Here is a 20,701-nt window from a genome sequence, read left to right as displayed (position 1 = left end):
GCTTCATGCGCGCCCTGAAAACTGGCATCCTCGATTCGTGACGTTTTGGCTCGCCCTTCGGCGGCTGCTCCCGCTCATGGCGGTTGTCAGCCTCGCCCTGACGCCGGTGACCGCTTCCGCGGCCGCCGTGGGCATGCGCGCCTCCATGACGGCGCAGGCGCAAGGGTCCCGCGAGGCCATGCCCGGCATGGGCCATGAAGCGATGGGAGGGACCGACATGGCCGGCATGGCCATGGACGACATGCGCTGCTGCCCGCCCGAGAAGCCACTGAACCCGGACTGCGCCAAGGCGGGTTGCCCCCTAAAGGCGCTCTGTAACGCCGGCGTCGCCTCGCTCCTGCCGACCGCGGTCCCCATCCCGAGGCCGGGGGCGACGTGCGCCGCGCCGGCTTGGCCCGAAGCGGCCTCGTTCGCCAGCGTGCACGGCCCCCCGCCGCCAGAGCCTCCCAGAGCCTGACCCGATGCCGCCGGCGCCTGCGCCGGCACGGTGACGCGCGTCCGCGCGTGGCCATCCATCGCATTCAGGAGACGACAAACGTGACCCGGAAATCCTTCTCGCGCGCCCTCTGGGCTGCGCTGTTCGCTGCCGCCCTGACGGGGCCAGCCGTCGCCGACATCAAGGACTACGCGTTCGAGCTCGTGCAGCGTGAGGCGAAGGTCGGCGAGGCCGTCCTGTCCGTCCGCCTCGTCGACAGGCGCACCGGCAAGCCGGTGACCGACGCCGTGATCTTCGCCAAGCGCATCGACATGGCCCCCGACAGCATGGAGGAGATGGTCTCGAAGATCGAGCAGGTCCCCTCGACCGAGCCGGGCGTCTACCGCTTCAGGGCGAAGCTCTCGATGGCGGGAGGCTGGCGCCTGTCGCTCGGGGCCAAGGTCCAGGGCGAGACGGGCACAGTCGAGAACAAGCTCGTCTTCCAGGCCGTCAAATGAGCCGGGCGGGCTGGACGGCCGGTGCCCTCGCCGCGCTGGTGGCAGGGAGCGCCGGCTACGTCGCCGGGCACGGTGGCAATCCCGTGCCGGCGCTCGTCGAGCGCGCGCGGAGCCGGCTCGCCCACCGCCCCCCCGGCGAGCCGGCTCCGGTCACCCCGTCCCCCGCGAAGGCGACCGGGCCGGTCGTCTACTATCGGGACCCGGACGGGAAGCCGGCCTACTCGCTCGCGCCGATGCTGACCGCCGACGGGCGCGTCTTCCGGGCCGTGCGTGCCAGCGAGGACGTGCGATTCGATGACCCGGAGGACGGCGAGGCCATGCCCGCCGACAGGGCCGCGAACGGCATTTCGGGGCAGGGTGCGGCGACGTCCGACGCCCGGCAAGTGCTGTACTACCGCAACCCGATGGGCTTGGCCGACACCTCGCCTGTGCCGAAGAAGGATTCGATGGGGATGGACTACATCCCCGTCTACGCGGGCGAGGACGAGGGCGGCGTCGTGAAGGTGGCGCCGGGCAAGGTCCAGCGCACGGGCGTGCGGACCGAGCTCGCGGAGCGCCGCGTCCTGTCTCTGCCGGTGCGGGCGCCGGGCAGCGTCGAGGAGGACGAGCGCCGCATCTCCGTCATCGCCATGCGCACGGACGCCTTCATCGAGAAGGTCGAGCCGGTCACCACCGGCGACCACGTCCACAAGGGGCAGCCGCTGCTGCGCCTGTTCGCGCCCGAGATCAATGCGGTCGCGGCCCAGTACCTGACCTCCATCGGCTACGAGGGGGGCCGCCGGCGGCTGGAGAACCTTGCCATCCCGCCGGAGGTCATCGACGAGATCGAGCGCACCCATAAGGTACCACCCTCCATCACCTGGTCCTCGCCCCGGGACGGCGTCGTGGTCGAGCGCAACGTCTCGGACGGGATGAAGGCCAAGTCCGGTGACGTCCTGTTCCGCATCGTCGACCACACGCGCGTCTGGGTGCTGGCCGACGTGACCGAGCGCGACCTCGCCGGGGTGGCGGAGGGACAGAGGGCGACGGTGCGGGTGCGGGCCTTCCCGGACCGGACCTTCACCGGGACGGTGACCCGGATCTACCCCCACCTCAACATGGAGACCCGGACCGCCCGCCTGCGCGTCGAGCTGCCGAACCCCGACGGCGCCCTGCGCCCGTCGATGTACGCGGACGTCGAGATCGCGACAGGCGACGCCAAGCCAGTGGTGGCGGTGCCCGACGACGCGGTCATCGACACCGGCGAGCGCCAGGTCGTGCTGCTCGACCACGGCGAGGGGCGCTTCGAGCCGAAGCCGGTGACGGTCGGCCTCCGCGGCCGGGGCTACGTCGAGATCCGCGAGGGGGTCACGGCCGGTGACCGCGTGGTTACCGCGGCGAACTTCCTGATTGACGCCGAGAGCAACCTGAAGGCGGCGCTGCAGGGCATGACCGCGCCCAAGGATGACCAGCAGGCGGCGAGCGCGGGAGGCACGCCGTGATCGCCCGCCTGATCGGCTGGTCGGCCCGCAACCTCGTCCTGGTGCTGATCGGGACCGTGTTCGCGGTGGCGACCGGCGTCCTGGCGCTCAAGACCCTGCCGCTCGACGCCATCCCCGACCTCTCGGACGTGCAGGCCATCGTCTACACCGAATACCCCGGGCAAAGTCCGACGACCGTCGAGGACGTCGTCACCTTCCCCCTCACGACCGCCATGCTGACGGTTCCGAAGGCGAAGGTGGTGCGCGGCTTCTCGTTCTTCGGGGTGTCCTTCGTCTACGTCATCTTCGAGGACGGCACCGACCCGTACTGGGCGCGCTCGCGCGTGCTGGAGTTCCTCAACGGTGCGGCGAGCCGCCTGCCGGTCGGCGTGACGCCGACCCTCGGACCCGACGCGACCGGTGTGGGCTGGGTCTACCAGTACGTCGTCGTCGCGAAGGAACGGACGCTCGCCGAGCTTCGGTCGCTGCAGGATTGGGTCATCCGGTTCGGGGCCTCGCGCGCGGAGGGCGTGGCCGAGGTCGCGGGCGTCGGCGGGTTCGTGAAGCAGTACAACGTCGTCGTGGACCCGAACCGGCTGCGCGCGCAGGGCATCAGCCTCAACAAGCTCCGGGACGCCATCCGGTCGAGCAACGCCGACGTCGGCGGGCGCACGGTCGAGCTGTCCGAGTTCGAGTTCATGGTGCGCGGGCGCGGTTACCTGAAGAGCGTCGCCGATATCGAGAACATCGTGCTCAAGACCGTGGGCGGCACGCCGCTGCGGCTCCGGGACGTCGCCCGGGTCGAGCTCGGGCCGGACGAGCGCCGCGGCATCACCGAGATGAACGGCGAGGGCGAGGTCGCCGGCGGCATCGTCCTGCAGCGCTTCGGCGCCAACGCACTCAACGTCATCGAGGGCGTCAAGGCGAAGCTCGCAGAGGTCGCGAAAAGCCTGCCGGCCGGCACCGAGATCCTGCCGGTCTACGACCGCTCGCAGCTCATCGACGCGGCCATCGACACCCTGCGCCACACGCTGGTCGAGGAGAGCATCGTCGTCTCTCTCGTCTGCATCGTGTTCCTGCTGCACGTGCGCAGCGCGCTCGTGGCCATCCTGATGCTGCCGGTCGGCATCCTGATGGCCTTCGCCGGCATGAGGGCGCTCGGAATCGGCGCCAACATCATGAGCCTGGGCGGCATCGCCATCGCGGTCGGCACCATGGTCGACGCCGCCATCGTGATGATCGAGAACGCCCACAAGCACCTGGAGCGGGCGCCCCCGGGCAAGCCGCGGGTCGAGGTCCTCGTCGAGGCCGCTGCGGAGGTCGGGCCGTCCCTGTTCTTCTCGCTCCTCGTCATCACGATGAGCTTCCTGCCGATCTTCACCCTGGAGAGCCAGGAGGGACGGCTGTTCGGGCCGCTCGCCTTCACCAAGACCTTCGCCATGGCGGCGGCGGCGCTCCTCTCGGTCACGCTGGTGCCGGCCCTGATGGTGCTGTTCGTGCGCGGGCGCATCGTCCCGGAGCACCGCAACCCGCTGAACCGGCTCCTCATCTGGCTGTACCTGCCTCTCATCGCCGGCGTTCTGCGAGCCCGACTCCTCACCATCCTGCTCGCCGTCGGCGTACTGGCCGCGACCGCTTGGCCGGCCCGGCAACTCGGATCCGAGTTCATGCCGGAGCTCGACGAAGGCACGCTGCTCTACATGCCGACGACCCTGCCGGGCATCTCGGTGACCAAGGCCGGCGAGCTCCTCGCCACCCAGGACCGCATCATCAAGAGCTTCCCCGAGGTGGCCTCGGTCTACGGCAAGGCTGGGCGCGCCAACACGGCCACCGACCCCGCGCCGATGGAGATGTTCGAGACGGTCATCGCCTTGAAGCCGAAGGCGGAGTGGCGCCCGGGCGTGACGCTCGCGAGCCTCAAGGCGGAGATGGACGCGGCCCTGCAGTTCCCGGGTGTGTCGAATGCCTGGACGCAGCCGATCCGCGCGCGCATCGACATGCTCTCGACGGGCATCCGCACCCCGGTGGGCGTGAAGGTGCTGGGCACCAACCTCAGGGCGATGGAGGGGGTCGCCCGCCAGGTGGAGACGGTGGTGCGGGCCGTGCCGGGCACGTCGAGCGCCTATGCCGAGCGGGTCATCGGGGGCTACTTCCTCGACATCACGCCGGACCGCGAAGCGCTCGGGCGCTACGGCCTGATGGTCGGGGACGTGCAGGACGTCGTCGCGACGGCCCTGGGTGGGCAGTCCGTGACGAACACGGTCGAGGGCCGCGAGCGCTACACCGTCAATGTGCGCTACCCGCGCGCCTTCCGCTCGGACCCAAGGGCCATCGCGACAGAGGTCCAGGTGCCGCTGCCGACCGGCGGCACGGTGCCGCTCGGTGAGGTGGCGAAGGTCGAGCTCACCCGAGGGCCGACCTCGATCCGCACCGAGAACGGGCATCTCGCGGTCTACCTCTTCGTCGACATCGCCGGGCGAGACCTCGGCGGCTACGTCGCCGAGGCGCGCAAGGCGGTGGCAGACGCGGTGCGGCTTCCCCAGGGCACGACCCTGCAGTGGAGCGGACAGTACGAGTACCTGGAGCGTGCGGAGGCGCGCCTCGCGGTCGTGGTGCCGCTGACGCTGCTGATCGTGTTCCTGCTGCTCTACCTGAACTTCCGGCGCCTGACCGAGACACTCATCGTGATGCTGTCGCTGCCTTTTGCCCTGGTCGGCGGGGTGTGGCTGCTCTGGTGGATGGGCTTCAACCTGTCGGTCGCTGTGGCGGTCGGCTTCATCGCCCTGGCTGGCGTCGCTGCCGAGACCGGGGTGATCATGCTGGTCTACCTCGACCACGCCCTCGACGAGGTCCGCGCCCAGTGCGAGCGCGAGGGACGCCCGCTCGCGCGCCCGGACCTGCGCCGGGCCATCATGGTCGGCGCGGTCGAGCGGGTCCGGCCCAAGATGATGACGGTCGTCGCCATCATGGCGGGCCTGCTGCCCATCCTCTGGAGTACCGGTTCAGGCTCCGAGGTCATGCAGCGCATCGCGGTGCCGATGATCGGCGGGATGGTCTCCTCGACCGTGCTGACCCTGGTGGTCATCCCGGCGGTCTACGCCCTGGTGAAGGGGCGGGGCCTGCCCCCGGCCGGCGCGGTCCGCGAGGGGACGGATGGTGAGGCGATGCGGCTGCCGCAGGCGGCCGAGTGAGAGCGAACGGTAGATGACGATGAGGAGCGATGCGATGCCATCCAGACGTACCGTGCTCGTGGGTTTGGCGGTGGGGCTGATGCTTGGACGGGGCGCCTTGGCGGAGGGGCCGCCGATGGTCGCGGTGACCAAGGACCCGAGCTGCGGCTGCTGCGAGAGATGGGTCACCCACCTGCGCGAGGCCGGCTTCACCGTCACCGTGACCGAGGGCCCGGTGAACCCGCTCAAGATCCGCCTGGGGGTGCCTCGCGAGCTTGCCTCCTGCCACACCGCCCAGGTCGGCGGCTACGTGATCGAGGGGCACGTCCCGGCCGGGGCGATCAAGCGGCTCCTCGCGGAGCGACCCGAGGGAATGGGTCTGGCCGTGCCAGGCATGCCGGTCGGTTCGCCCGGCATGGAGGTCGAGGACATGCAGCCTGATACCTACGACGTCGTCCTGTTTGGGAAGGACGGTCGGTCGACGTTCGCGCGGTACCGCGGCGGGGAACTAACCTGAGGCCACGGCGGATTCAGCGCTCGGGCATCGCCGCCGCCGGCGCGGCCGCCTTCGCCCCCGACTTGGGCGCGGGCTTCGGACGCTGGTCCCACATCACGTAGCCGGCCGGCGGGTCGTACTCGTGCGGGCGCATGACGGAGGCCTGCCCCTCCGCGGTGACGAGCCCCGGGAACAGCGCCCTCTCGATATGCTCCCGGTTAAGCGCGATCTTGTGCGGGGTGTGCGACAGGATGTGCTGCGAGTGGGTCCGGCCCGGGGGGCTGACGCTGACGAGCTTCTTGCCGGGAAAGCGCTTGGCGAACAGCTTGGCTGTCGCCGCCTGGTCCGTATCGGCGGTCAGGAGATATGCAGTATCCATGACGTCCTGTACTGCGTCGTCATAGACGCTAAGCGCGAGATTGATGTCCGTCGCCTTCTCGGTCGGCTTCTGCCAAGTGGAGCCACAGTCCCGGCACTTGGCGTCTTCATGGCTGAAGTGGCCGAGGACGGTCTCAACGCCGACCAGTTTGAGGGCGCGGACCAGGCGCTCGTGGCGGATTTTCTTGCTGTGATCGCCCGGGTAATAGGCCGTGCAGAACACGACGCGAACGAGCTCCTCCGACTGGCGCGAGATGATCGACTCCCCCAGCTTCCAGAAGTTGCACCACTTCAGAAAGGGCTCTCCTAAATCATTGACGGAATGATACAAATTGAAGCCATCGATGTAGAGTGCAGCCCGGATCCTGGATTTTCCCGCTTGACTATCCAGCTCCATGCACTCATATCCGATCCGTCAACGCTGAACGGTGCGCCGTCAGCAACCCATGGGTTCCGGCCCGTGTGAAGCCCACAGGTTCCAACCTGTGGGCTTCTTGGTTTCCGAGGCTGTTCTATCCTGAGTTCGCCTCGCGTAGTACTGTCTTTTTGTCTCTCGCGAGTTGACCGCGCCGGCCCTTCGGGCTTTGGCCGCCGGCATGTTATCCCCGGGCCTCTTAAGGTCGCGGTGGCAAGCCTGCGATGCTCGTCGGGCGGAACGGGGCGGTTCGCGTGGAACGCCATTCCTGGGGCCAGAGGAACGCGGGCCGCCGCCGTCGCATCAGGCCGCACGTCCGGACCGCCGCGCGCCGAGCCTTCGTCGCGATCACGGTCGCTGTCCTCGCCGTCGCGTGCTGCGGGTTCGCGGCCAAGGGGCTGTTCGAGAGCCGAGTGCTGATGATGCCCTACGTCGCTCGCTGACCCCCGCGCCCAGATCGCTCACGCGGGTTCACCCAACGGCGATAGCGCCTCGATGATGCGGCAGTCGGAGACCGACCCGCAGCCGCACTGGCCGATGACCTCGCGGAGTTCCGAGGCGAGCCGGGTCAGGTCGGCCAGCTTGCGCTCCACGTGGGCGAGATGGGCGCGGGCGATGGTGTCGACCTCGCCGCAGGAGCGATCCCGGTCGTCCGCCAAGGCGAGCAGGTCCCGGATCTGCTCCACGGTGAAGCCGAGGGCGCGACCGCGGCGGATGAAGCTCAGCCGGCGCAGGTGTTCGGGCCCGTAGAGCCGGTAGTTGCCGCTCGACCGCGCCGGCGGGGGCAGCAACCCGACCTTCTCGTACCACCGGACCGTTTCGACACGGGTCTGCGTGGCCTCCGCGAGGCTGCCGATGGTCATGGAAGAAGCGCTCCGCACGGCCTTGACCCTGTAGTGACTACAGGGTGCATGTAGGGGGCCTTCCCAGTCCGGACCAGGAGCCCGGCGAACGGAGCGCACCATGAGCCAGGCCGCCGGCGCGGACCGCACATCCTTCCCCACGAACGGTCCGCAGGCCCTGCGCTACAGGGTCAAGGGCATGGACTGCCCGACCTGCGCCGGGAAGATCGAGACCGCCGTCTCCCGGCTGCCGGGCGTCGCGGACGTGCGCGTGAACTACGGCAGCCAAGTCCTCGACCTCGCGCTCGATGAGGCTGCGACGCCGAGGACCGAATTGGAGGGGCGTATCGAGCGCCTGGGCTACGGCGTCGCGCTGCTCCCCACGGCCGCGGACTTAGCCATGGCCCAAGCCTCGGGCGGCGCCCCGCCCGCCGGGACCGCGGAGGAGCCTGAGCCGCCGCTCTGGCGGAGCCGGAAGGCGCGGCTGGGCATCCTGATCGGCGCCCTGTTCGCCGCCGGCTTCCTGGTCGAGCGGATCGCGCCGGGCCTGGCGGGCGAGTACGCCTACTGGCCAGGGGCGCTCGTCGGGCTCGCCTATTACGGCCGCCGCGCGGCCGTGGCGGCGTTGGCCGGCACGCCCTTCTCCATCGAGATGCTGATGTCGGTCGCCACCGCGGGGGCGCTCGCCATCCACGCCGCCGAGGAGGCCGCCATCGTCGTGCTGCTCTTCACGGTCGGCGAGATGCTGGAGGTCGTGGCGGCGGGCCGGGCGCGTGCCGGCATCAAGGCGCTCGCCGCCCTGGTGCCGAAGACCGCCCGCCTCGTCGACGAGGCCAATGGCACCATCCGCGAGGTGGCCGCTGCGTCGCTGGCCATCGGGCAAGTCGTGGTCGTGAGGCCGGGCGACCGTGTGCCTGCCGACGGGGTGATCACCGACGGCGCGTCGAGCCTGGACGAGTCCCCCATCACTGGCGAATCGGTCCCGAAGCCCAAGGAGGTCGGCGACCCGGTCTACGCCGGCAGCGTCAACGCCGATGGCGCGCTCCAGGTCCGGGTCACAAAGACGGCGGCCGACAACACAGTCGCCCGCATCCTGCACCTCGTCGAGGAGGCGCAGGCGTCGAAGTCGCCCACGGCGCGCTTCATCGACCGGTTCAGCGCGGTCTACACGCCCATCGCGTTCGCGTTCGCGGCCGCCGTTGCGGTCGTGCCGCCGCTGCTCGGCGCCGATTGGGGCACCTGGATCTACCGGGGCCTGGCGCTCCTCCTCATCGCCTGCCCCTGCGCGCTGGTGCTCTCGACCCCCGCGGCCATCGCCTCCGGACTGGCCGCCGGTGCGCGACGCGGGCTGCTCGTCAAGGGCGGCGCCGCACTGGAGGTCATCGGGCGGGTGCACACGGTCGCGTTCGACAAGACCGGGACGCTGACCGCCGGACGGCCGCGGGTCTCGGACATCCTGGTCTTCGCCCCGGACGCGTCGGAGCGCTCGCTTCTCGGGTTGGCTGCCGCGGTCGAGAGCGGAAGCGGCCACCCCATCGCCCGGGCCATCCTCGACCGGGCGAGCGCGGACGGGGTGCCGCTGCGCCCGACGCGGGACGCCCGCGCCATCCCCGGCAAGGCGGTGTCGGCCACGGTGATGGGTCAGACGGTGCTCGTCGCCTCCCCACGCCACGCCGCCGAGAGCGCGCGGCTCGGCCCCGAGGCCGAGCGCGCGGTCGCGGACCTGGAAGCCGGCGGCAAGACGGTGGTCATCGTCGTCCGCGGCGCCGAGGCCTTGGGCGCCATCTCGGTCCGGGACGAGCCCCGCGCCGACGCGGCGGCCGGCATCTCGGCCCTGCGGAAGCTCGGCGTCCGCAGCGTGATGCTGACCGGCGACAACCGGCGCACGGGCGAGGCGGTCGCGTCCGAACTCGGGCTCGACGTGAAGGCCGAGCTCCTGCCCCAGGACAAGCTCGCCGAGATCGCGGCCCTGAAGGCGGCGGCTCCGGTGGCGATGGTCGGCGACGGCATTAACGACGCGCCGGCGCTCGCCGCCGCCAGCGTCGGCATCGCGATGGGCGGCGGCACCGACGCGGCCCTGGAAACGGCGGACGCGGCGGTGCTGAACGACCGGGTGGGCGACGTGGCGGCGCTGGTCTCCCTCTCTCGGGCGACCCTGGGCAATATCCGCCAGAACGTCGCGATCGCCCTCGGCCTGAAGGCCGTGTTCCTAATGACGACCGTCGCAGGCATCACCGGCCTCTGGCCGGCCATCCTGGCCGACACCGGCGCGACCGTCCTGGTGACGGCCAACGCGCTCCGTCTCCTGAGGGCCTGATGATCTCCCTGTCAGGGTGGGCCGGCCGGGCGGCGACCGTGGCCGGGGTGGCGGGGGCCGCCGCGGCCATAGACCTCGTCGCCAAGGCGGTGGCCGAGGCGTGGCTGGAGGAAGGCGCCGTCAGGGGCGCACTGCCCTTCGTCGACCTGAGCCTGTCATTCAACTACGGCATCAGCTTCAGCCTGTTCCCGGCGCACGACCCGTCCTCCCTGGCACTGCTCCTCGCCATCCAGGGCACGCTCACCTGCCTCGTGGCCGGCTGGGCCCTGGCCGCGGGCGGCGGGCTCGAACGCCTCGGGCTCGCCGCGATAGCGGGCGGGGCCGCCGGCAACTTCGTCGACCGGCTCATGGACGGCGTCGTCACGGACTACCTCGACCTGCACACCGGCGGCATCCGCTGGTTCACCTTCAATTTGGCGGACGTCTGGATCTCGACAGGCGTGGTGCTGCTGCTCCTCGACGGACTTCCCCTGCGGCGGAGGCATCGCAGCGCCGGGGATCCGATCCCGTAAGCGGCCCGCTTCCGCCGAACCGCAGCCACGGCAACCTGTCATCAACCCTTCGAGCCCAGGCTCGGAGGCCGACCTCGGCGAGGCCGACATGCTGAAGACGACAACGCTCGGTCTGGCCCTCCTCCTGGCGCTGTCCGCCTGCCAGGACGGCCAGTACGCGGCCTCGACGCGCCACCTCGCGCCGATCCCGCCGGCGACCCTGGCCCTGATGTCGGCCAAGGGTGTCTCGCCGGCGGATCCGATCCTGATGCGGGCCTACAAGAAGGAGTCCGAGATCGAGCTCTGGAAGCGCGGCACGGACGGCAAGTACGCCCTCCTGAAGACCTACGCGATGTGCCGCTGGTCGGGTCAGCTGGGGCCCAAGACCCGGGAGGGGGACCGGCAGGCGCCGGAGGGCTTCTACGCGGTGACGCCCGCGTCCATGAACCCGAATTCGAGCCTCTATCTCTCGTTCAATCTCGGGTACCCGAACGAGTACGACCGCTCCCTGGGACGCACCGGCGCGCACCTGATGGTGCACGGCTCGTGCTCGTCGCGGGGCTGCTTCGCGATGACGGACGAGGTGATCTCGGAACTCTATGCCGTGGTGCGGGAGGCCTTCGCGGGCGGCCAGCGCGCCGTCCAGTTCCAGTCCTACCCGTTCCGCATGACGCCGGAGAACTTGGCCCGGCATCGCCAGGACCCGAACATCGCGTTCTGGAGGAACCTCAAGGAGGGGTCCGACCGGTTCGAGGTCACGGGGGCCGAGCAGGGCGTCGGCGTCGCCGATGGCCGATACGTGTTCGATGCCGGCGACGAGGCCACCGCTGGCGCGGTCGCGCGGAGGCAGGCGGATGACGAGCGGCAGGTCGCCGCCCTCGTGGCGAGCGGGACGCCCGCCGTCCGGCTGGTGTACGAGGACGGCGGCCAGCACCGGTCGTTCCGAGAGACCATGGTCGCGGCCGGAGGCGGTCTCGGCGAGGTGAGCCGCCCCGAGGCTCTGGCCGCAGGGCCGCGTGAGGTCGCCGTGCCGGCCGCGGGCCCGGTTGCTCTCGCCGGCAAGCGGGAGCCGGTCCGGGGTGCGGCGGCACGCAAGCCGGCGGGGCCCGGCGGGACCGAGGCGGAGCGCCAACGCCTTCTCAAGATCTTCGCCGCGGCCGGGGCCGGTCAGGAGTGACGATCCTGCGTCCATCATTCCGCCGGGGCTGAACCGATGGCCATCGACGCCTCAAGCGTGGGCTTCCTGGCGGCCTTCGCGGCCGGCGCCGTGTCGTTCCTATCGCCCTGCGTGCTGCCCCTCGTTCCGGGCTACGTGTCGTACGTCGCGGGGCAGTCGGCCGCCGGCGAGCGCGACAGCCTGCGCACGCTCGGCCTGAGCCTTTGCTTCGTGCTCGGGTTCACGACCGTCTTCGTCGCGTTCGGCGCGGGGGCGAGCGCGCTCGGCTTCGCCCTGCTCGCCCATCGCGAGGCGCTGAACCTCGCCTCGGGCTTGCTGGTGATCCTGTTCGGCCTGTTCACGGCCGGTCTGCTGCGGCCCGCCTGGCTGCAGCGTGAGCTGCGCTGGCACGGCGATCCGCCGGGTCAGGGGCCCGTCGCCGCCTATCTCCTCGGAACGGCCTTCGCCTTCGGATGGACCCCATGCATCGGTCCCGTCCTCGGTGCCATCCTGGCAGTCACGGCCTCCTCGGCCGCGGGCAAGGGCGTCGCCCTGCTCACCGTCTACTCGCTCGGGCTTGGCGTGCCGTTCGTGGCGGCGGCCCTTTTCCTGTCAGGCTTCGTCGCGCGCCTTCGGACCCTACGCTGGTTCGGTCGTGCGCTTCAGCTCGTTGGCGGGGGCGTGATGGTGGCGATGGGGCTGCTGATGGTGACCGACCGCATGAGCGCCGTGGCTTCCCTCCTCGTGGAGGCCTTCCCCGTGCTTGGGCGGATCGGTTGAGGCATGGTCCTCCGCAGGCGTGCTGTTGAGCATGCGACTGCAGGCTGCCACGAGCGTGAGCCGACCCTTGTTGAAGAACAAGATTCGGCACTATCCTGGGTAAGCCGCGCGCATCGCCGCGAGGGCCTCAGGGGCGTGGGCCGAACAGGATCACCGTCATGCCGACGAGGCAGATCGCACCGCCCGTAACGTCCCATCGGTCCGGACGGTAGCCTTCCGCACCCCATAGCCAGAGGATGGCCGCCACGATGTAGATGCCTCCGTAGGCCGCATAAGCCCTGCCTGCCGCCTCGCTCTCGACTAAGGTAAGCAGGTAGGCGAAGAGCGCAAGCGATGCCATGCCGGGGAGCAACCAGAGGGGTGATCTGTCCAGGCGCAGCCAGGCCCAGAACGCGAAGCATCCAACGATTTCGGCGAGGGCCGCGCCCGCATAGGCGAGGAAGGTCGTCATTTCTGAGTGGTCTCGTTGCTCTTGAAGTCTGTCAAGCTTGCAATGCGAGGTCCGCGATCCTGATAGGACTGCCGCTGGTTCGCGTGGTGCTCACGGATACTGTTCGGCGACCTGCCGGAACAGAGCGGCGCCACCGTCGTCCTCGTCATGGCTGACCGGCGCCGTGGCGCGGGCGCCGCCGAAGCGCGCATAGAGGGCCGGAAGTACGACCAGGGTCAGCATGGTGGCGCTGATCAAGCCGCGGATGAACACGGTCGCGAGCGGCTTCTGGACCTCCGTGCCGGTCCCCGCCGCCAGCGTCACCGGGACGAACCCGAGCGAGGGCAACAAGCGCGGTCATGGCGTCCTTCAGGATGGCGATCAGCGCCGGCACGAAGGTCAGCGACAGGACGAAGGCGGCAACGAGCGCGATGATGACGGTCGGCGCCATCGGCTCGAACATCTTGCCCTCGACCCTGGCCACGCCCGGCACGGTCTTGATCTGCGGCCGGACGATCCATTCCTGGAAGGTCCGCAGGTAGGCGGCCTTCTCCAGCTCCGTCCTCAGCCCCAGTCCCTCAGGTGTCAGGTATCTGTCGTCCGATTGCCAGCCCGGTTCGCCTAAACACGACGCCTTCCACGCGTCGGGCGCCGTGTAGCGCACGGTCCACATGAATATCTCGTCGAGGCCGGTCATGATCGGCCCCATATGAGGCTGGAATTCGGACGGCCGCCCCTCGCGCGCCTCGCCTAGGCGCTCCACCAACTGGCGGCGGGCGAAGTAGACCTTGACCTCGTCGGCGAAGACCGCCGTGACCTGGGAGAAGTCGTTACGCGAACGCAAACGGATGTATTCCGAACCCTTGATGCCGGCGAGCGTGGTCTCGACCGGTCAGGTCACCTGCTTCTCGATATCGAAGGGCGAGAGCGTGGGCGCGACGGTGTTGAACAGCACCTGGTTGCTGTTGATATCGGGCACGAAGTCGAGCCAGCCCTGTCGAACGGGGAAGGCGAGGATACGGGAGATCAGGTCCGGTCGCCCTCAGTCGTCGCCCGCTTCGGATTTGCGGAGCTCGGCCTTGAGGATGAAGGAGTTGGCAACCGCGATGGTGGCGCCCGACTTCAGTCCGGAGACGACCTCGTAGGAATCGTCGTCCGAGCGTCCGAGCTCGACCTCCCGCTTCTCGAAGCCCTCCTCAGTGCGCACGAAAACGACGCGCTCGCCCCCGACCGTCTGCAGGGCGGCCTTCGGGACGTGCACCTCGACCGCGTCGTTCGCGATCTCCACCCCGGCAGTGACGAAGGCGCCGGGGCGCCATGCAAGGTCAGGGTTCGGCAGGGCGACGATGACCCGCGCCGAGCGGGTGTCCGGGTTCAAGAACGGGCTGACGAAGACGACCTTGCCGTCGGCATGGCGGCCGCCGGCCTCATGGGCATGGGTGACAGCTACGGGTGCGCCCTCCCGAACCATGGCGAGCTCGTGTGTCGGCACCGACAGCTCGATCCATACGGTCGAGAGGTCGGCGACGGTGTAGATGTCGGCGGGGTCGCCCTTGCCGCCGACCGTCGTCCCGACCTCGACCTTGCGCTCGACGACCCGGCCGGCGAGCGACGAGCGGAGCTCGTACCGGCGCAGGGTGGATTGGTTCAGGGTGGCACCTTCTCGTTTCTGTGCGGCTGCGACATCGGTCGCGCTCAGCCCGAGGGCGGACAGCTTCTGGCTGGCGAGGTCGACGCGCAAGGTGGCTTCCGTGTAGGTTGCCCTGGTCCGCAGGTAGACCTGCTCCGACGAGATGCGCTTGTCCCAGAGCGCCTGCTGCCGGTCGAAGTTGGTCTTCTCCAGCTCGGCGCGTACCGAGGCGATGAGGTACTCGCTCTTGGCGTCGGCGACGTCACGGCTTTCGAGGACGGCGACGATCTCGTCCTTGGCAACCCGGTCGCCGAGGCGCTTGCGCATCTCCGTGACGGTACCCACGACCCGGGCCGGGACGCGCGCGATCCGGTCGGTGTCGGGGGTGATGGCGCCGGGTACCAGGAGGTGCCGGGCGAGCGTGCCGCCCTCGACTTTCACGACCGAGATGTTGAGCGCCGCCACCTCCTCGGGTCCCATCCGGATTGCGCCCTTCTCGGGGTGCTCCTCGCCCGGCTCGTACCCGTGCTTCCCGATCTCGTGGCCGTTCGTGGCCTTGGGGGTTCCCGGCTTCTTGACGTCGTCATCTCCGTCGGGCGGCGTCCCAGCCTTCGAGGGTTCGTGGTTGGCGGTGATGGGTGGCACGGTGATGGTGAACAGGTCTTTCGGCAGCCCGGCGGCGGCCAGATTGTCCCTGACGAAGCGGGCGACGGCGGGGACGGCTGCGCCTATGGCGATGCCGGTGGCCAGGAGGACCGCGAACAGGAGGAGGCGCATGGGGGCCGCTCGACAAGGACGCCGGACGGCCTGCTTGGGCGGTCACGGTCGTTCCCGTTGGATCAGGTGATGGACGAACCGGCGCCGAGATGTGGGCCGGGCGAACGCGCTCTTGGGAGCGCGGCGTCACCTTACGCGCGGGGCGGTCTCGCCAGTCGGTCGGGAGTGACGGAGGTCGGAACCTCGGCCACCCAGGAAAAGCCCAGGCCGGCGAACTCCGTCGACGGCGTGACGTGGGAGGAGACTTGGAGAGGGGCCACCTGATGGCAGCCACAAAGGAGGCGGCAGGCCAAACCCGGATTGCCGGCCTCGGTGGGCATGGGCGTGACTAGCGTCCCCACACCGATTGCGTTTTGGTAGCGGCCGCCATGATCAGCAAGATCGTCGCCGGAGCCCGCAACGGTCGAAACGATGAACATGGCCAGGGCAAGCAAGAGCGCGCGGGCACCGAATGCGCACCACTCCTGCAACACGGCACAACGCCTATGCCAACCGCCGACACCCATCGAGGTTCTTATGCGCGATTTTGGTTTGTTCGCACAAGAACAACCATCACGCCCCGACCCTCCCAAATCGGGAAGCCCCACTACCCGCGGCACGTCATCAAAGAAAGCGCGTCCTGTTCCGTTACAAGATCGGATGCGGCGGCTGCACCAAGCCCATCACCTGCACCATCCAAGCCATCGAGCCGTGCGCTCAAGTCGGGATCAATTTGCGGGCCGATCTCGTGTCCGTGGCCGCGGATCCGGCTGAGCCGCTGCTCGCGGCAGCTTGAAATGCCGCAGCGGCAACCAAACCTTCATCCCCCCATTTTCGTTTCACATGCGGACATGGTCCCGCCACCGAAATCGGTGTAAGCCAGACCTCATAAGCCTCGACCGGCAAATCATGCGCCTGACGGCGGTGGTGATCCTCGCGATCATCGCCTACGTCGCGCCGTCTGCCGTCCAAGCCCACGACGGCCATGCCCACCACGGTCGTCATCAATCAACGACTCAGGCGAACGCAGCGCCTCCCGTCGCGACGAGGCCGATTACCCTCCCGTCCCGCATCGTCGGTGGCCCTGCCGAAACCCGGCTTGCGCTCGACGGACAATCCCCGGCAGCCGAGCCGCTGTCTTCGCTGCAGGCTGACGATGCCGGTGGGAGATGCTGCCCTGTCGGCTGCAGGGGCTCATGCTGCGGGACGATGGTATGCTGCCCGTCCGGCGTCGTCGCCGGCGCCGCGTCGCTTTCCAGGCCCCTGTCTGGGAACGTCGTGCTGATCCCGCACGACGTCGATGCCCGTTCAGGCGTCGACCCCGAGGCCCTGCCCGAGCCCCCACGAACCCTCGCGTGAAGTAGGGCGCGCCTGAGGCGCGCGACGCCCGGAATGCGCCCGCTATCGGCGCCGTCCGGACTTCCCGACGCGAGGATTCCTATTCATGTCGACCCGTTTTGCCGCCGCCTATGGCGTGGTGGCGCTGCTTGCTGCCGTCCTAACGGGGCCTGCGCTTGCCCACGAGGGCCACGACCACGGCGCCGTGCCGCCGCCCCTCTCGAAGACCATCGCGCCGCGCGGCGAGGCGCTTTCGGACGCCTTCGAACTCGTCGCCGTCCCGCGCGACGGCACCCTGACGCTGTTCCTCGACCGCTTCCGGACGAACGAGCCGGTGCCCGGCGCGACCATCGAGGTCGAGACGCCGGACGGTCCCAGGGTCGCGACCGCCACGACCGACGGCGGCTACGCGCTGCCGGTCCCGTGGCTGTCGAAGCCCGGCCGGCACGAGCTCCTCGCGACCGTCACGGCCGGGGACGCGGTCGATGTGCTGACCGTGGCGGTCACAGTGCCCGACCCGAAGGTCGCCGCGGCCGCGGCGCCTGCCAAGCCGGCCCCGGCTCAGGCTGCCCTGGCGCGCGTCTCCGAGGTCGCCCACGGCATCAGGGAACGGCTGATGGCCAAGGACCCGGCCCTGGTGGCCGCGGTCGCCGTCGCCTTCCTGCTCGGCGTGCTCGTGACGGCGCTCGCACGCGGGCGCCGTGGCGCGCCGGCGGTGGCGCTGGTCGCCATCGGCATCACCCTCGTCCTCGGCACCGCCGCCTTCGCGCACGGCGACGAGGACCACGGCTCAACCGTTGAGGGCGCCGCCCTGATCGAGCCGCGCCAGACGACGCCGGCCTCGTCGGACCTCGCGCAGCGCCTGCCCGACGGCTCCGTCTTCGTGCCGAAGCCGACGCAACGGCTGCTGGTCCTGCGCACCATCATGACCGAGCAGGGCAGCTTCCACCGCTCGGTCGAGTTGCCGGGCCGCATCATCCCGGACCCGAACGCCAGCGGCGTCGTCCAGTCCTCGGTCGGCGGACGGATCTCGCCACCGCCGTCCGGCGTCTTCCCTCGCCTCGGCACGAAGGTTCGCAAGGGCGACGTGCTCGCCACGGTGACGCCGCCGGTCCAGGCCGTCGACGTCTCCGACATGCGCCAGCGCCAGGGCGAACTCGACCAGCAGATCGCCATCGTCGAGCGCCGGGTCGAGCGCTACCGGAAGCTCGCCACGACCGGCGCCGTCGCCACGACCCAGCTCGACGACGCGGTCGCGGAGCTCAATGGCCTGCACGACCGCCGCGCGGCCCTCGACAAGATCCGCCAGCAGCCCGAGGCCCTGGTCTCGCCCGTCGACGGCGTGGTGGCGCAGGCGACCGCAGTGGCCGGGCAGATGGCGGCGCCCGGCGCCATGGTCTTCCAGATCGTCGATCCAAACCGCCTCTGGGTCGAGGCCCTCAGCTTCGACGCTCTGACCGCGGCGCAGAACGCTACGGCCCGTCTCGCCGACGGACGGACCCTGAAGCTCGCCTACCAGGGCACGGGGCTCGCCGACCGCAACCAGGCCATACCGGTCCAGTTCGCGGTCCAGGGCGACGCCTCCGGCCTGCGGGTCGGCCAGTTCGTCACGGTGCTGGCCGGGACCGACACCGAGCAGGCCGGCCTGGCGCTGCCGCGCTCTGCCGTGGTGCGCACCGGCAACGGGCAGGACGTCGTCTACGAGCACACCACCGCCGAGCGCTTCGAGGCGCGGCCCGTTCGGGTCGAGCCGCTCGACGGCGGCCGGGTGCTCGTGGCCGAGGGGATCGGGTCCGGTAAGCGGGTCGTGACCCAGGGCGCCGAACTCCTCGACCAGGTTCGCTGAGGAGGCCGCCCGATGTTCACCTTCCTCGTCAGCCAGTCGGTCCGCAACCGCCTGCTCGTCCTCGCGCTCGCCGCGGTGCTGGTACTGTACGGCGCCTTCACCGCGACCAAGCTGCCGGTCGACGTCTTTCCCGACCTCAACAGACCCACCGTCACGGTCATGACGGAGGCGGAAGGGTACGCCCCCCAGGAGGTCGAGCAACTCGTCACTTATCCCATCGAGACCCGGATGAACGGTCTCCCCGGCGTGACCCGCGTGCGCTCGGTCTCGGGCGTGGGCCTGTCCATCACCTACGTCGAGTTCGACTGGGGGACCGACATCTATCGGAACCGGCAGCAGGTCGCGGAGCGCCTGTCCCTCGTCCAGGACCAGCTGCCCCGCGGCGTCACCCCTGTGATGGGCCCTGTCTCCTCGATCATGGGCCAGATCCTGCTGGTGGCGGTCACCAGCGAGACCGCGACCCCCATGCAGGTGCGCGAGGTCGCCGACTTCACCATCCGGCCGCGCCTGCTGACCATTCCGGGCGTGGCGCAGGTCATCCCCATCGGCGGCGAGGTGCGCCAGTTCCGGGTCAGCCCCAACCCAGCGGCGATGCGCGCGCTCGGGGTGACCAATGCCCAGCTGGAGACGGCGCTGGCGCAGTTCGGCACCAACGCCGGCGGCGGCTTCACCGATCAGAACGCCCGCGAGTACCTGATCCGGAGCATCGGCCGGACCATGAGCCTCGACGACCTGCGCAACCTCGTGGTCGCGACGGTCGCCGACACGCCTGTATACCTGCGCCAGGTCGGGGAGGTGTCCTTTGCCGCGAAGGTGAAGCGGGGCGACGCCGGCTACATGGCCAAGCCAGCGGTCATCGTCTCGGTCGAGAAACAACCCGACGTCGACACCGTGCGGCTGACCCGCAGCATCGAGACCGCACTGAAGGAACTCAACCCGAACCTGCCCGGCGGCATCAAGGCCGACCAAGTGCTGTTCCGGCAGGCAGACTTCATCGAGACCTCGATCCGCAACGTCGAGCGCGTCCTCGTCGAGGCCGTGCTGGTCGTGGCGGTGGTGCTGTTCGCCTTCCTGCTGAACGTGCGCACCACGGCGATCTCGCTGCTCGCCATCCCGGTCTCGGTGCTGACGACCGCGGTGGTGTTCCACCTGTTCGGGCTGTCCATCAACACGATGACGCTCGGGGGCCTGGCCATCGCCATCGGCGAGCTCGTCGACGACGCGGTGGTCGATGTCGAGAACATCTACCGGCGGCTCGGCGAGAACCGAAAGGCCGGCAACCCGAAGAGCGTGTTCCAGGTGGTGGTGGAGGCCTCGAACGAGGTGCGCTCCGGCATCGTCTACGCGACGCTGATCATCATCCTGGTGTTCGTGCCGCTCTTCGCCCTCTCGGGCATCGAGGGCCGGCTCTTCGCACCCCTGGGGCAGGCCTACATCATCTCCATCCTGGCGAGCCTGCTCACCTCCATCACCCTGACGCCGGTGCTGGCGTCGCTGCTGCTCCCGGGGCTCAGGAACCTTGAGGAGCACGACAGCCGCTTCCTCAAGCTGCTCAAGCGGGGCAACGCCGCCCTGCTGCGGGTCGCCTTCCGGCACAAGGGCTGGCTCGTCGGAAGCGTCGCCGTGGCGGTCGCCGCCGCGGGCGTCGCCGCCTGGAACCTGCCCCGGGCCTTCCTGCCTCCGTTCAACGAGGGCTCGTTCACGGTCAGCATGACCTTCAACCCGGGCATCTCGCTCGCCGAGAGCAACCGGGTCGGGCTGATCGCCGAGAAGCTGCTCCTGGACATCCCGGGCGTGAAGGCGGTGGGCCGCCGGACCGGTCGGGCCGAACTCGACGAGCACGCCGAGGGCGTCCACTCCTCCGAGATCGACGTGGCGCTCGACGAAGGTACGAAGCGTCCGAAGGAGGCGCTGGTCGCCGACATCCGCGGGCGCCTCGCCGCCCTTCCGGTGGCGGTCAACGTCGGCCAGCCGATCTCGCACAGGCTCGACCACATGCTCTCGGGCGTGCGGGCCGAGATCGCGCTCAAGGTGTTCGGCGACGACCTCGACGCCCTGCGGCGGGTCGCGAACTCCCTGCGCGACCGCATGGCCTCGATCCCGGGTCTCGCGGACCTGCAAGTCGAGCGGCAGGTGCGCATCCCGCAGCTTGAGAGCCTGTTTGAGGTCCTCCGCCGGCCGTCCCCATCTGTCTCGTGTCACCAATACACGATCCGTCTGGCAGGACGGAGGAGAGAGCAGATGTGGACGGACCGGCATCGGA

At 69.9% G+C, this 20,701-nt stretch carries 19 protein-coding genes and 1 pseudogene; 14 read left to right on the top strand and 6 right to left on the bottom strand.

From position 1 onward, the window contains the following. The first annotated feature begins 37 nt into the window (after positions 1-37). The 5 genes from MFF56_RS09760 (at position 38) to MFF56_RS09740 (ending at position 6,080) form a co-directional block, all read left to right on the top strand. On the top strand, positions 38-457 hold the full coding sequence (locus MFF56_RS09760) for a hypothetical protein (RefSeq protein WP_003602905.1): 420 nt from the start codon (positions 38-40) through the stop codon (positions 455-457). An 80-nt stretch (positions 458-537) separates the two neighbouring features. Further along, positions 538-933 (top strand): FixH family protein, encoded by a 396-nt coding sequence (locus MFF56_RS09755; RefSeq protein ID WP_003602904.1) that lies wholly within the window; start codon positions 538-540, stop codon positions 931-933. Beyond that, positions 930-2,414 (top strand): efflux RND transporter periplasmic adaptor subunit, encoded by a 1,485-nt coding sequence (locus MFF56_RS09750; RefSeq protein WP_003602903.1) that lies wholly within the window; start codon positions 930-932, stop codon positions 2,412-2,414. Before MFF56_RS09755 ends, MFF56_RS09750 begins: the two co-directional genes overlap by 4 nt. Continuing rightward, positions 2,411-5,584 carry an efflux RND transporter permease subunit gene (locus tag MFF56_RS09745; protein WP_003602902.1) on the top strand — a complete coding sequence of 1,058 codons (3,174 nt, stop codon included), beginning with the start codon at positions 2,411-2,413 and terminating at the stop codon, positions 5,582-5,584. Before MFF56_RS09750 ends, MFF56_RS09745 begins: the two co-directional genes overlap by 4 nt. Positions 5,585-5,603: 19 nt before the next feature. After that, positions 5,604-6,080: a DUF411 domain-containing protein gene (locus MFF56_RS09740; RefSeq protein ID WP_026105495.1), complete on the top strand. Its 477-nt coding sequence runs from the start codon at positions 5,604-5,606 to the stop codon at positions 6,078-6,080. 13 nt (positions 6,081-6,093) lie between these two features. Here the strand turns inward: MFF56_RS09740 and MFF56_RS09735 are convergent, their stop codons facing one another. Then, the gene (locus MFF56_RS09735; protein ID WP_003602898.1) at positions 6,094-6,834 is read right to left on the bottom strand and encodes an NYN domain-containing protein; all 741 of its coding nucleotides are present in this window, start codon (positions 6,832-6,834) and stop codon (positions 6,094-6,096) included. Positions 6,835-7,106: 272 nt separating this feature from the next. Between MFF56_RS09735 and MFF56_RS09730 the strand changes: the two genes are divergently transcribed. Then, positions 7,107-7,295 carry a hypothetical protein gene (locus tag MFF56_RS09730; RefSeq protein WP_231343946.1) on the top strand — a complete coding sequence of 63 codons (189 nt, stop codon included), beginning with the start codon at positions 7,107-7,109 and terminating at the stop codon, positions 7,293-7,295. An 18-nt stretch (positions 7,296-7,313) separates the two neighbouring features. Here the strand turns inward: MFF56_RS09730 and MFF56_RS09725 are convergent, their stop codons facing one another. Then, on the bottom strand, positions 7,314-7,715 hold the full coding sequence (locus MFF56_RS09725; RefSeq protein ID WP_003602894.1) for a MerR family transcriptional regulator: 402 nt from the start codon (positions 7,713-7,715) through the stop codon (positions 7,314-7,316). Positions 7,716-7,815: 100 nt separating this feature from the next. Between MFF56_RS09725 and MFF56_RS09720 the strand changes: the two genes are divergently transcribed. The 4 genes from MFF56_RS09720 to MFF56_RS09705 all read left to right on the top strand — a co-directional run bounded on the left by MFF56_RS09720 (position 7,816) and on the right by MFF56_RS09705 (position 12,438). Further along, positions 7,816-10,011: a heavy metal translocating P-type ATPase gene (locus MFF56_RS09720; protein WP_012455882.1), complete on the top strand. Its 2,196-nt coding sequence runs from the start codon at positions 7,816-7,818 to the stop codon at positions 10,009-10,011. Then, entirely contained in the window at positions 10,011-10,523 is a 513-nt protein-coding gene (gene lspA, locus MFF56_RS09715) for a signal peptidase II (protein ID WP_012455883.1), read from the top strand. The genes MFF56_RS09720 and lspA overlap by 1 nt, the downstream gene beginning before the upstream one ends. Positions 10,524-10,611: 88 nt before the next feature. After that, positions 10,612-11,679, top strand: coding sequence for a L,D-transpeptidase family protein (locus MFF56_RS09710; protein WP_012455884.1), 1,068 nt, complete (start codon positions 10,612-10,614; stop codon positions 11,677-11,679). A gap of 36 nt (positions 11,680-11,715) precedes the next feature. Beyond that, positions 11,716-12,438, top strand: a complete 723-nt coding sequence (locus tag MFF56_RS09705; RefSeq protein ID WP_003596964.1) for a cytochrome c biogenesis CcdA family protein — start codon at positions 11,716-11,718, stop codon at positions 12,436-12,438. Positions 12,439-12,565: 127 nt separating this feature from the next. Here the strand turns inward: MFF56_RS09705 and MFF56_RS09700 are convergent, their stop codons facing one another. Together MFF56_RS09700 and MFF56_RS32280 are read right to left on the bottom strand one after the other, a co-directional pair. Further along, positions 12,566-12,889, bottom strand: coding sequence for a YnfA family protein (locus MFF56_RS09700; protein ID WP_003596966.1), 324 nt, complete (start codon positions 12,887-12,889; stop codon positions 12,566-12,568). A gap of 90 nt (positions 12,890-12,979) precedes the next feature. Further along, complete coding sequence (locus tag MFF56_RS32280; RefSeq protein ID WP_158022301.1) at positions 12,980-13,192, bottom strand: efflux RND transporter permease subunit; 213 nt, start codon at positions 13,190-13,192, stop codon at positions 12,980-12,982. A 35-nt stretch (positions 13,193-13,227) separates the two neighbouring features. Between MFF56_RS32280 and MFF56_RS32275 the strand changes: the two genes are divergently transcribed. Further along, positions 13,228-13,410, top strand: a complete 183-nt coding sequence (locus tag MFF56_RS32275; protein ID WP_017484334.1) for a hypothetical protein — start codon at positions 13,228-13,230, stop codon at positions 13,408-13,410. On the opposite strand, the pseudogene MFF56_RS09695 reads toward MFF56_RS32275, so the two are convergent. Continuing rightward, positions 13,335-13,898 (bottom strand): annotated as a pseudogene (locus MFF56_RS09695) (efflux RND transporter permease subunit); the annotation flags it as partial. The gene MFF56_RS32275 and the pseudogene MFF56_RS09695 overlap by 76 nt on opposite strands. Before the next feature lie 12 nt (positions 13,899-13,910). Next, entirely contained in the window at positions 13,911-15,275 is a 1,365-nt protein-coding gene (locus MFF56_RS09690; protein WP_003596971.1) for an efflux RND transporter periplasmic adaptor subunit, read from the bottom strand. Between the two features lie 888 nt (positions 15,276-16,163). Here MFF56_RS09690 and MFF56_RS09685 point away from each other — a divergent pair. The 3 genes from MFF56_RS09685 to MFF56_RS09675 all read left to right on the top strand — a co-directional run. Continuing rightward, on the top strand, positions 16,164-16,613 hold the full coding sequence (locus MFF56_RS09685; protein WP_238224428.1) for a hypothetical protein: 450 nt from the start codon (positions 16,164-16,166) through the stop codon (positions 16,611-16,613). A gap of 85 nt (positions 16,614-16,698) precedes the next feature. Next, entirely contained in the window at positions 16,699-18,438 is a 1,740-nt protein-coding gene (locus MFF56_RS09680; protein WP_012455885.1) for an efflux RND transporter periplasmic adaptor subunit, read from the top strand. 12 nt (positions 18,439-18,450) lie between these two features. Further along, on the top strand, positions 18,451-20,701 hold a 2,251-nt coding region (locus MFF56_RS09675), incomplete at its 3' end, for an efflux RND transporter permease subunit (protein WP_238229974.1).

The organism is Methylobacterium hispanicum, assembly GCF_022179285.1.
Lineage (GTDB): Bacteria > Pseudomonadota > Alphaproteobacteria > Rhizobiales > Beijerinckiaceae > Methylobacterium > Methylobacterium hispanicum.
The sequence above is the reverse complement of the archived record's forward strand: the minus strand, read 5'-3'. Positions and strand labels throughout refer to the sequence as shown.

What these genes read in the sequence shown, in the direction of transcription:
- MFF56_RS09685 (WP_238224428.1), top strand. Translation starts at nt 16,164, where the DNA reads ATGCGCCTGACGGCGGTGGTGATCCTCGCGATCATCGCCTACGTCGCG.
- MFF56_RS09735 (WP_003602898.1), bottom strand. Translation starts at nt 6,834, where the DNA reads ATGGAGCTGGATAGTCAAGCGGGAAAATCCAGGATCCGGGCTGCACTC.
- lspA (WP_012455883.1), top strand. Translation starts at nt 10,011, where the DNA reads ATGATCTCCCTGTCAGGGTGGGCCGGCCGGGCGGCGACCGTGGCCGGG.
- MFF56_RS09725 (WP_003602894.1), bottom strand. Translation starts at nt 7,715, where the DNA reads ATGACCATCGGCAGCCTCGCGGAGGCCACGCAGACCCGTGTCGAAACG.
- MFF56_RS09750 (WP_003602903.1), top strand. Translation starts at nt 930, where the DNA reads ATGAGCCGGGCGGGCTGGACGGCCGGTGCCCTCGCCGCGCTGGTGGCA.
- MFF56_RS09710 (WP_012455884.1), top strand. Translation starts at nt 10,612, where the DNA reads ATGCTGAAGACGACAACGCTCGGTCTGGCCCTCCTCCTGGCGCTGTCC.
- MFF56_RS32275 (WP_017484334.1), top strand. Translation starts at nt 13,228, where the DNA reads ATGGCGTCCTTCAGGATGGCGATCAGCGCCGGCACGAAGGTCAGCGAC.
- MFF56_RS09720 (WP_012455882.1), top strand. Translation starts at nt 7,816, where the DNA reads ATGAGCCAGGCCGCCGGCGCGGACCGCACATCCTTCCCCACGAACGGT.
- MFF56_RS09690 (WP_003596971.1), bottom strand. Translation starts at nt 15,275, where the DNA reads ATGCGCCTCCTCCTGTTCGCGGTCCTCCTGGCCACCGGCATCGCCATA.
- MFF56_RS09740 (WP_026105495.1), top strand. Translation starts at nt 5,604, where the DNA reads ATGAGGAGCGATGCGATGCCATCCAGACGTACCGTGCTCGTGGGTTTG.
- MFF56_RS09700 (WP_003596966.1), bottom strand. Translation starts at nt 12,889, where the DNA reads ATGACGACCTTCCTCGCCTATGCGGGCGCGGCCCTCGCCGAAATCGTT.
- MFF56_RS09680 (WP_012455885.1), top strand. Translation starts at nt 16,699, where the DNA reads ATGTCGACCCGTTTTGCCGCCGCCTATGGCGTGGTGGCGCTGCTTGCT.
- MFF56_RS09705 (WP_003596964.1), top strand. Translation starts at nt 11,716, where the DNA reads ATGGCCATCGACGCCTCAAGCGTGGGCTTCCTGGCGGCCTTCGCGGCC.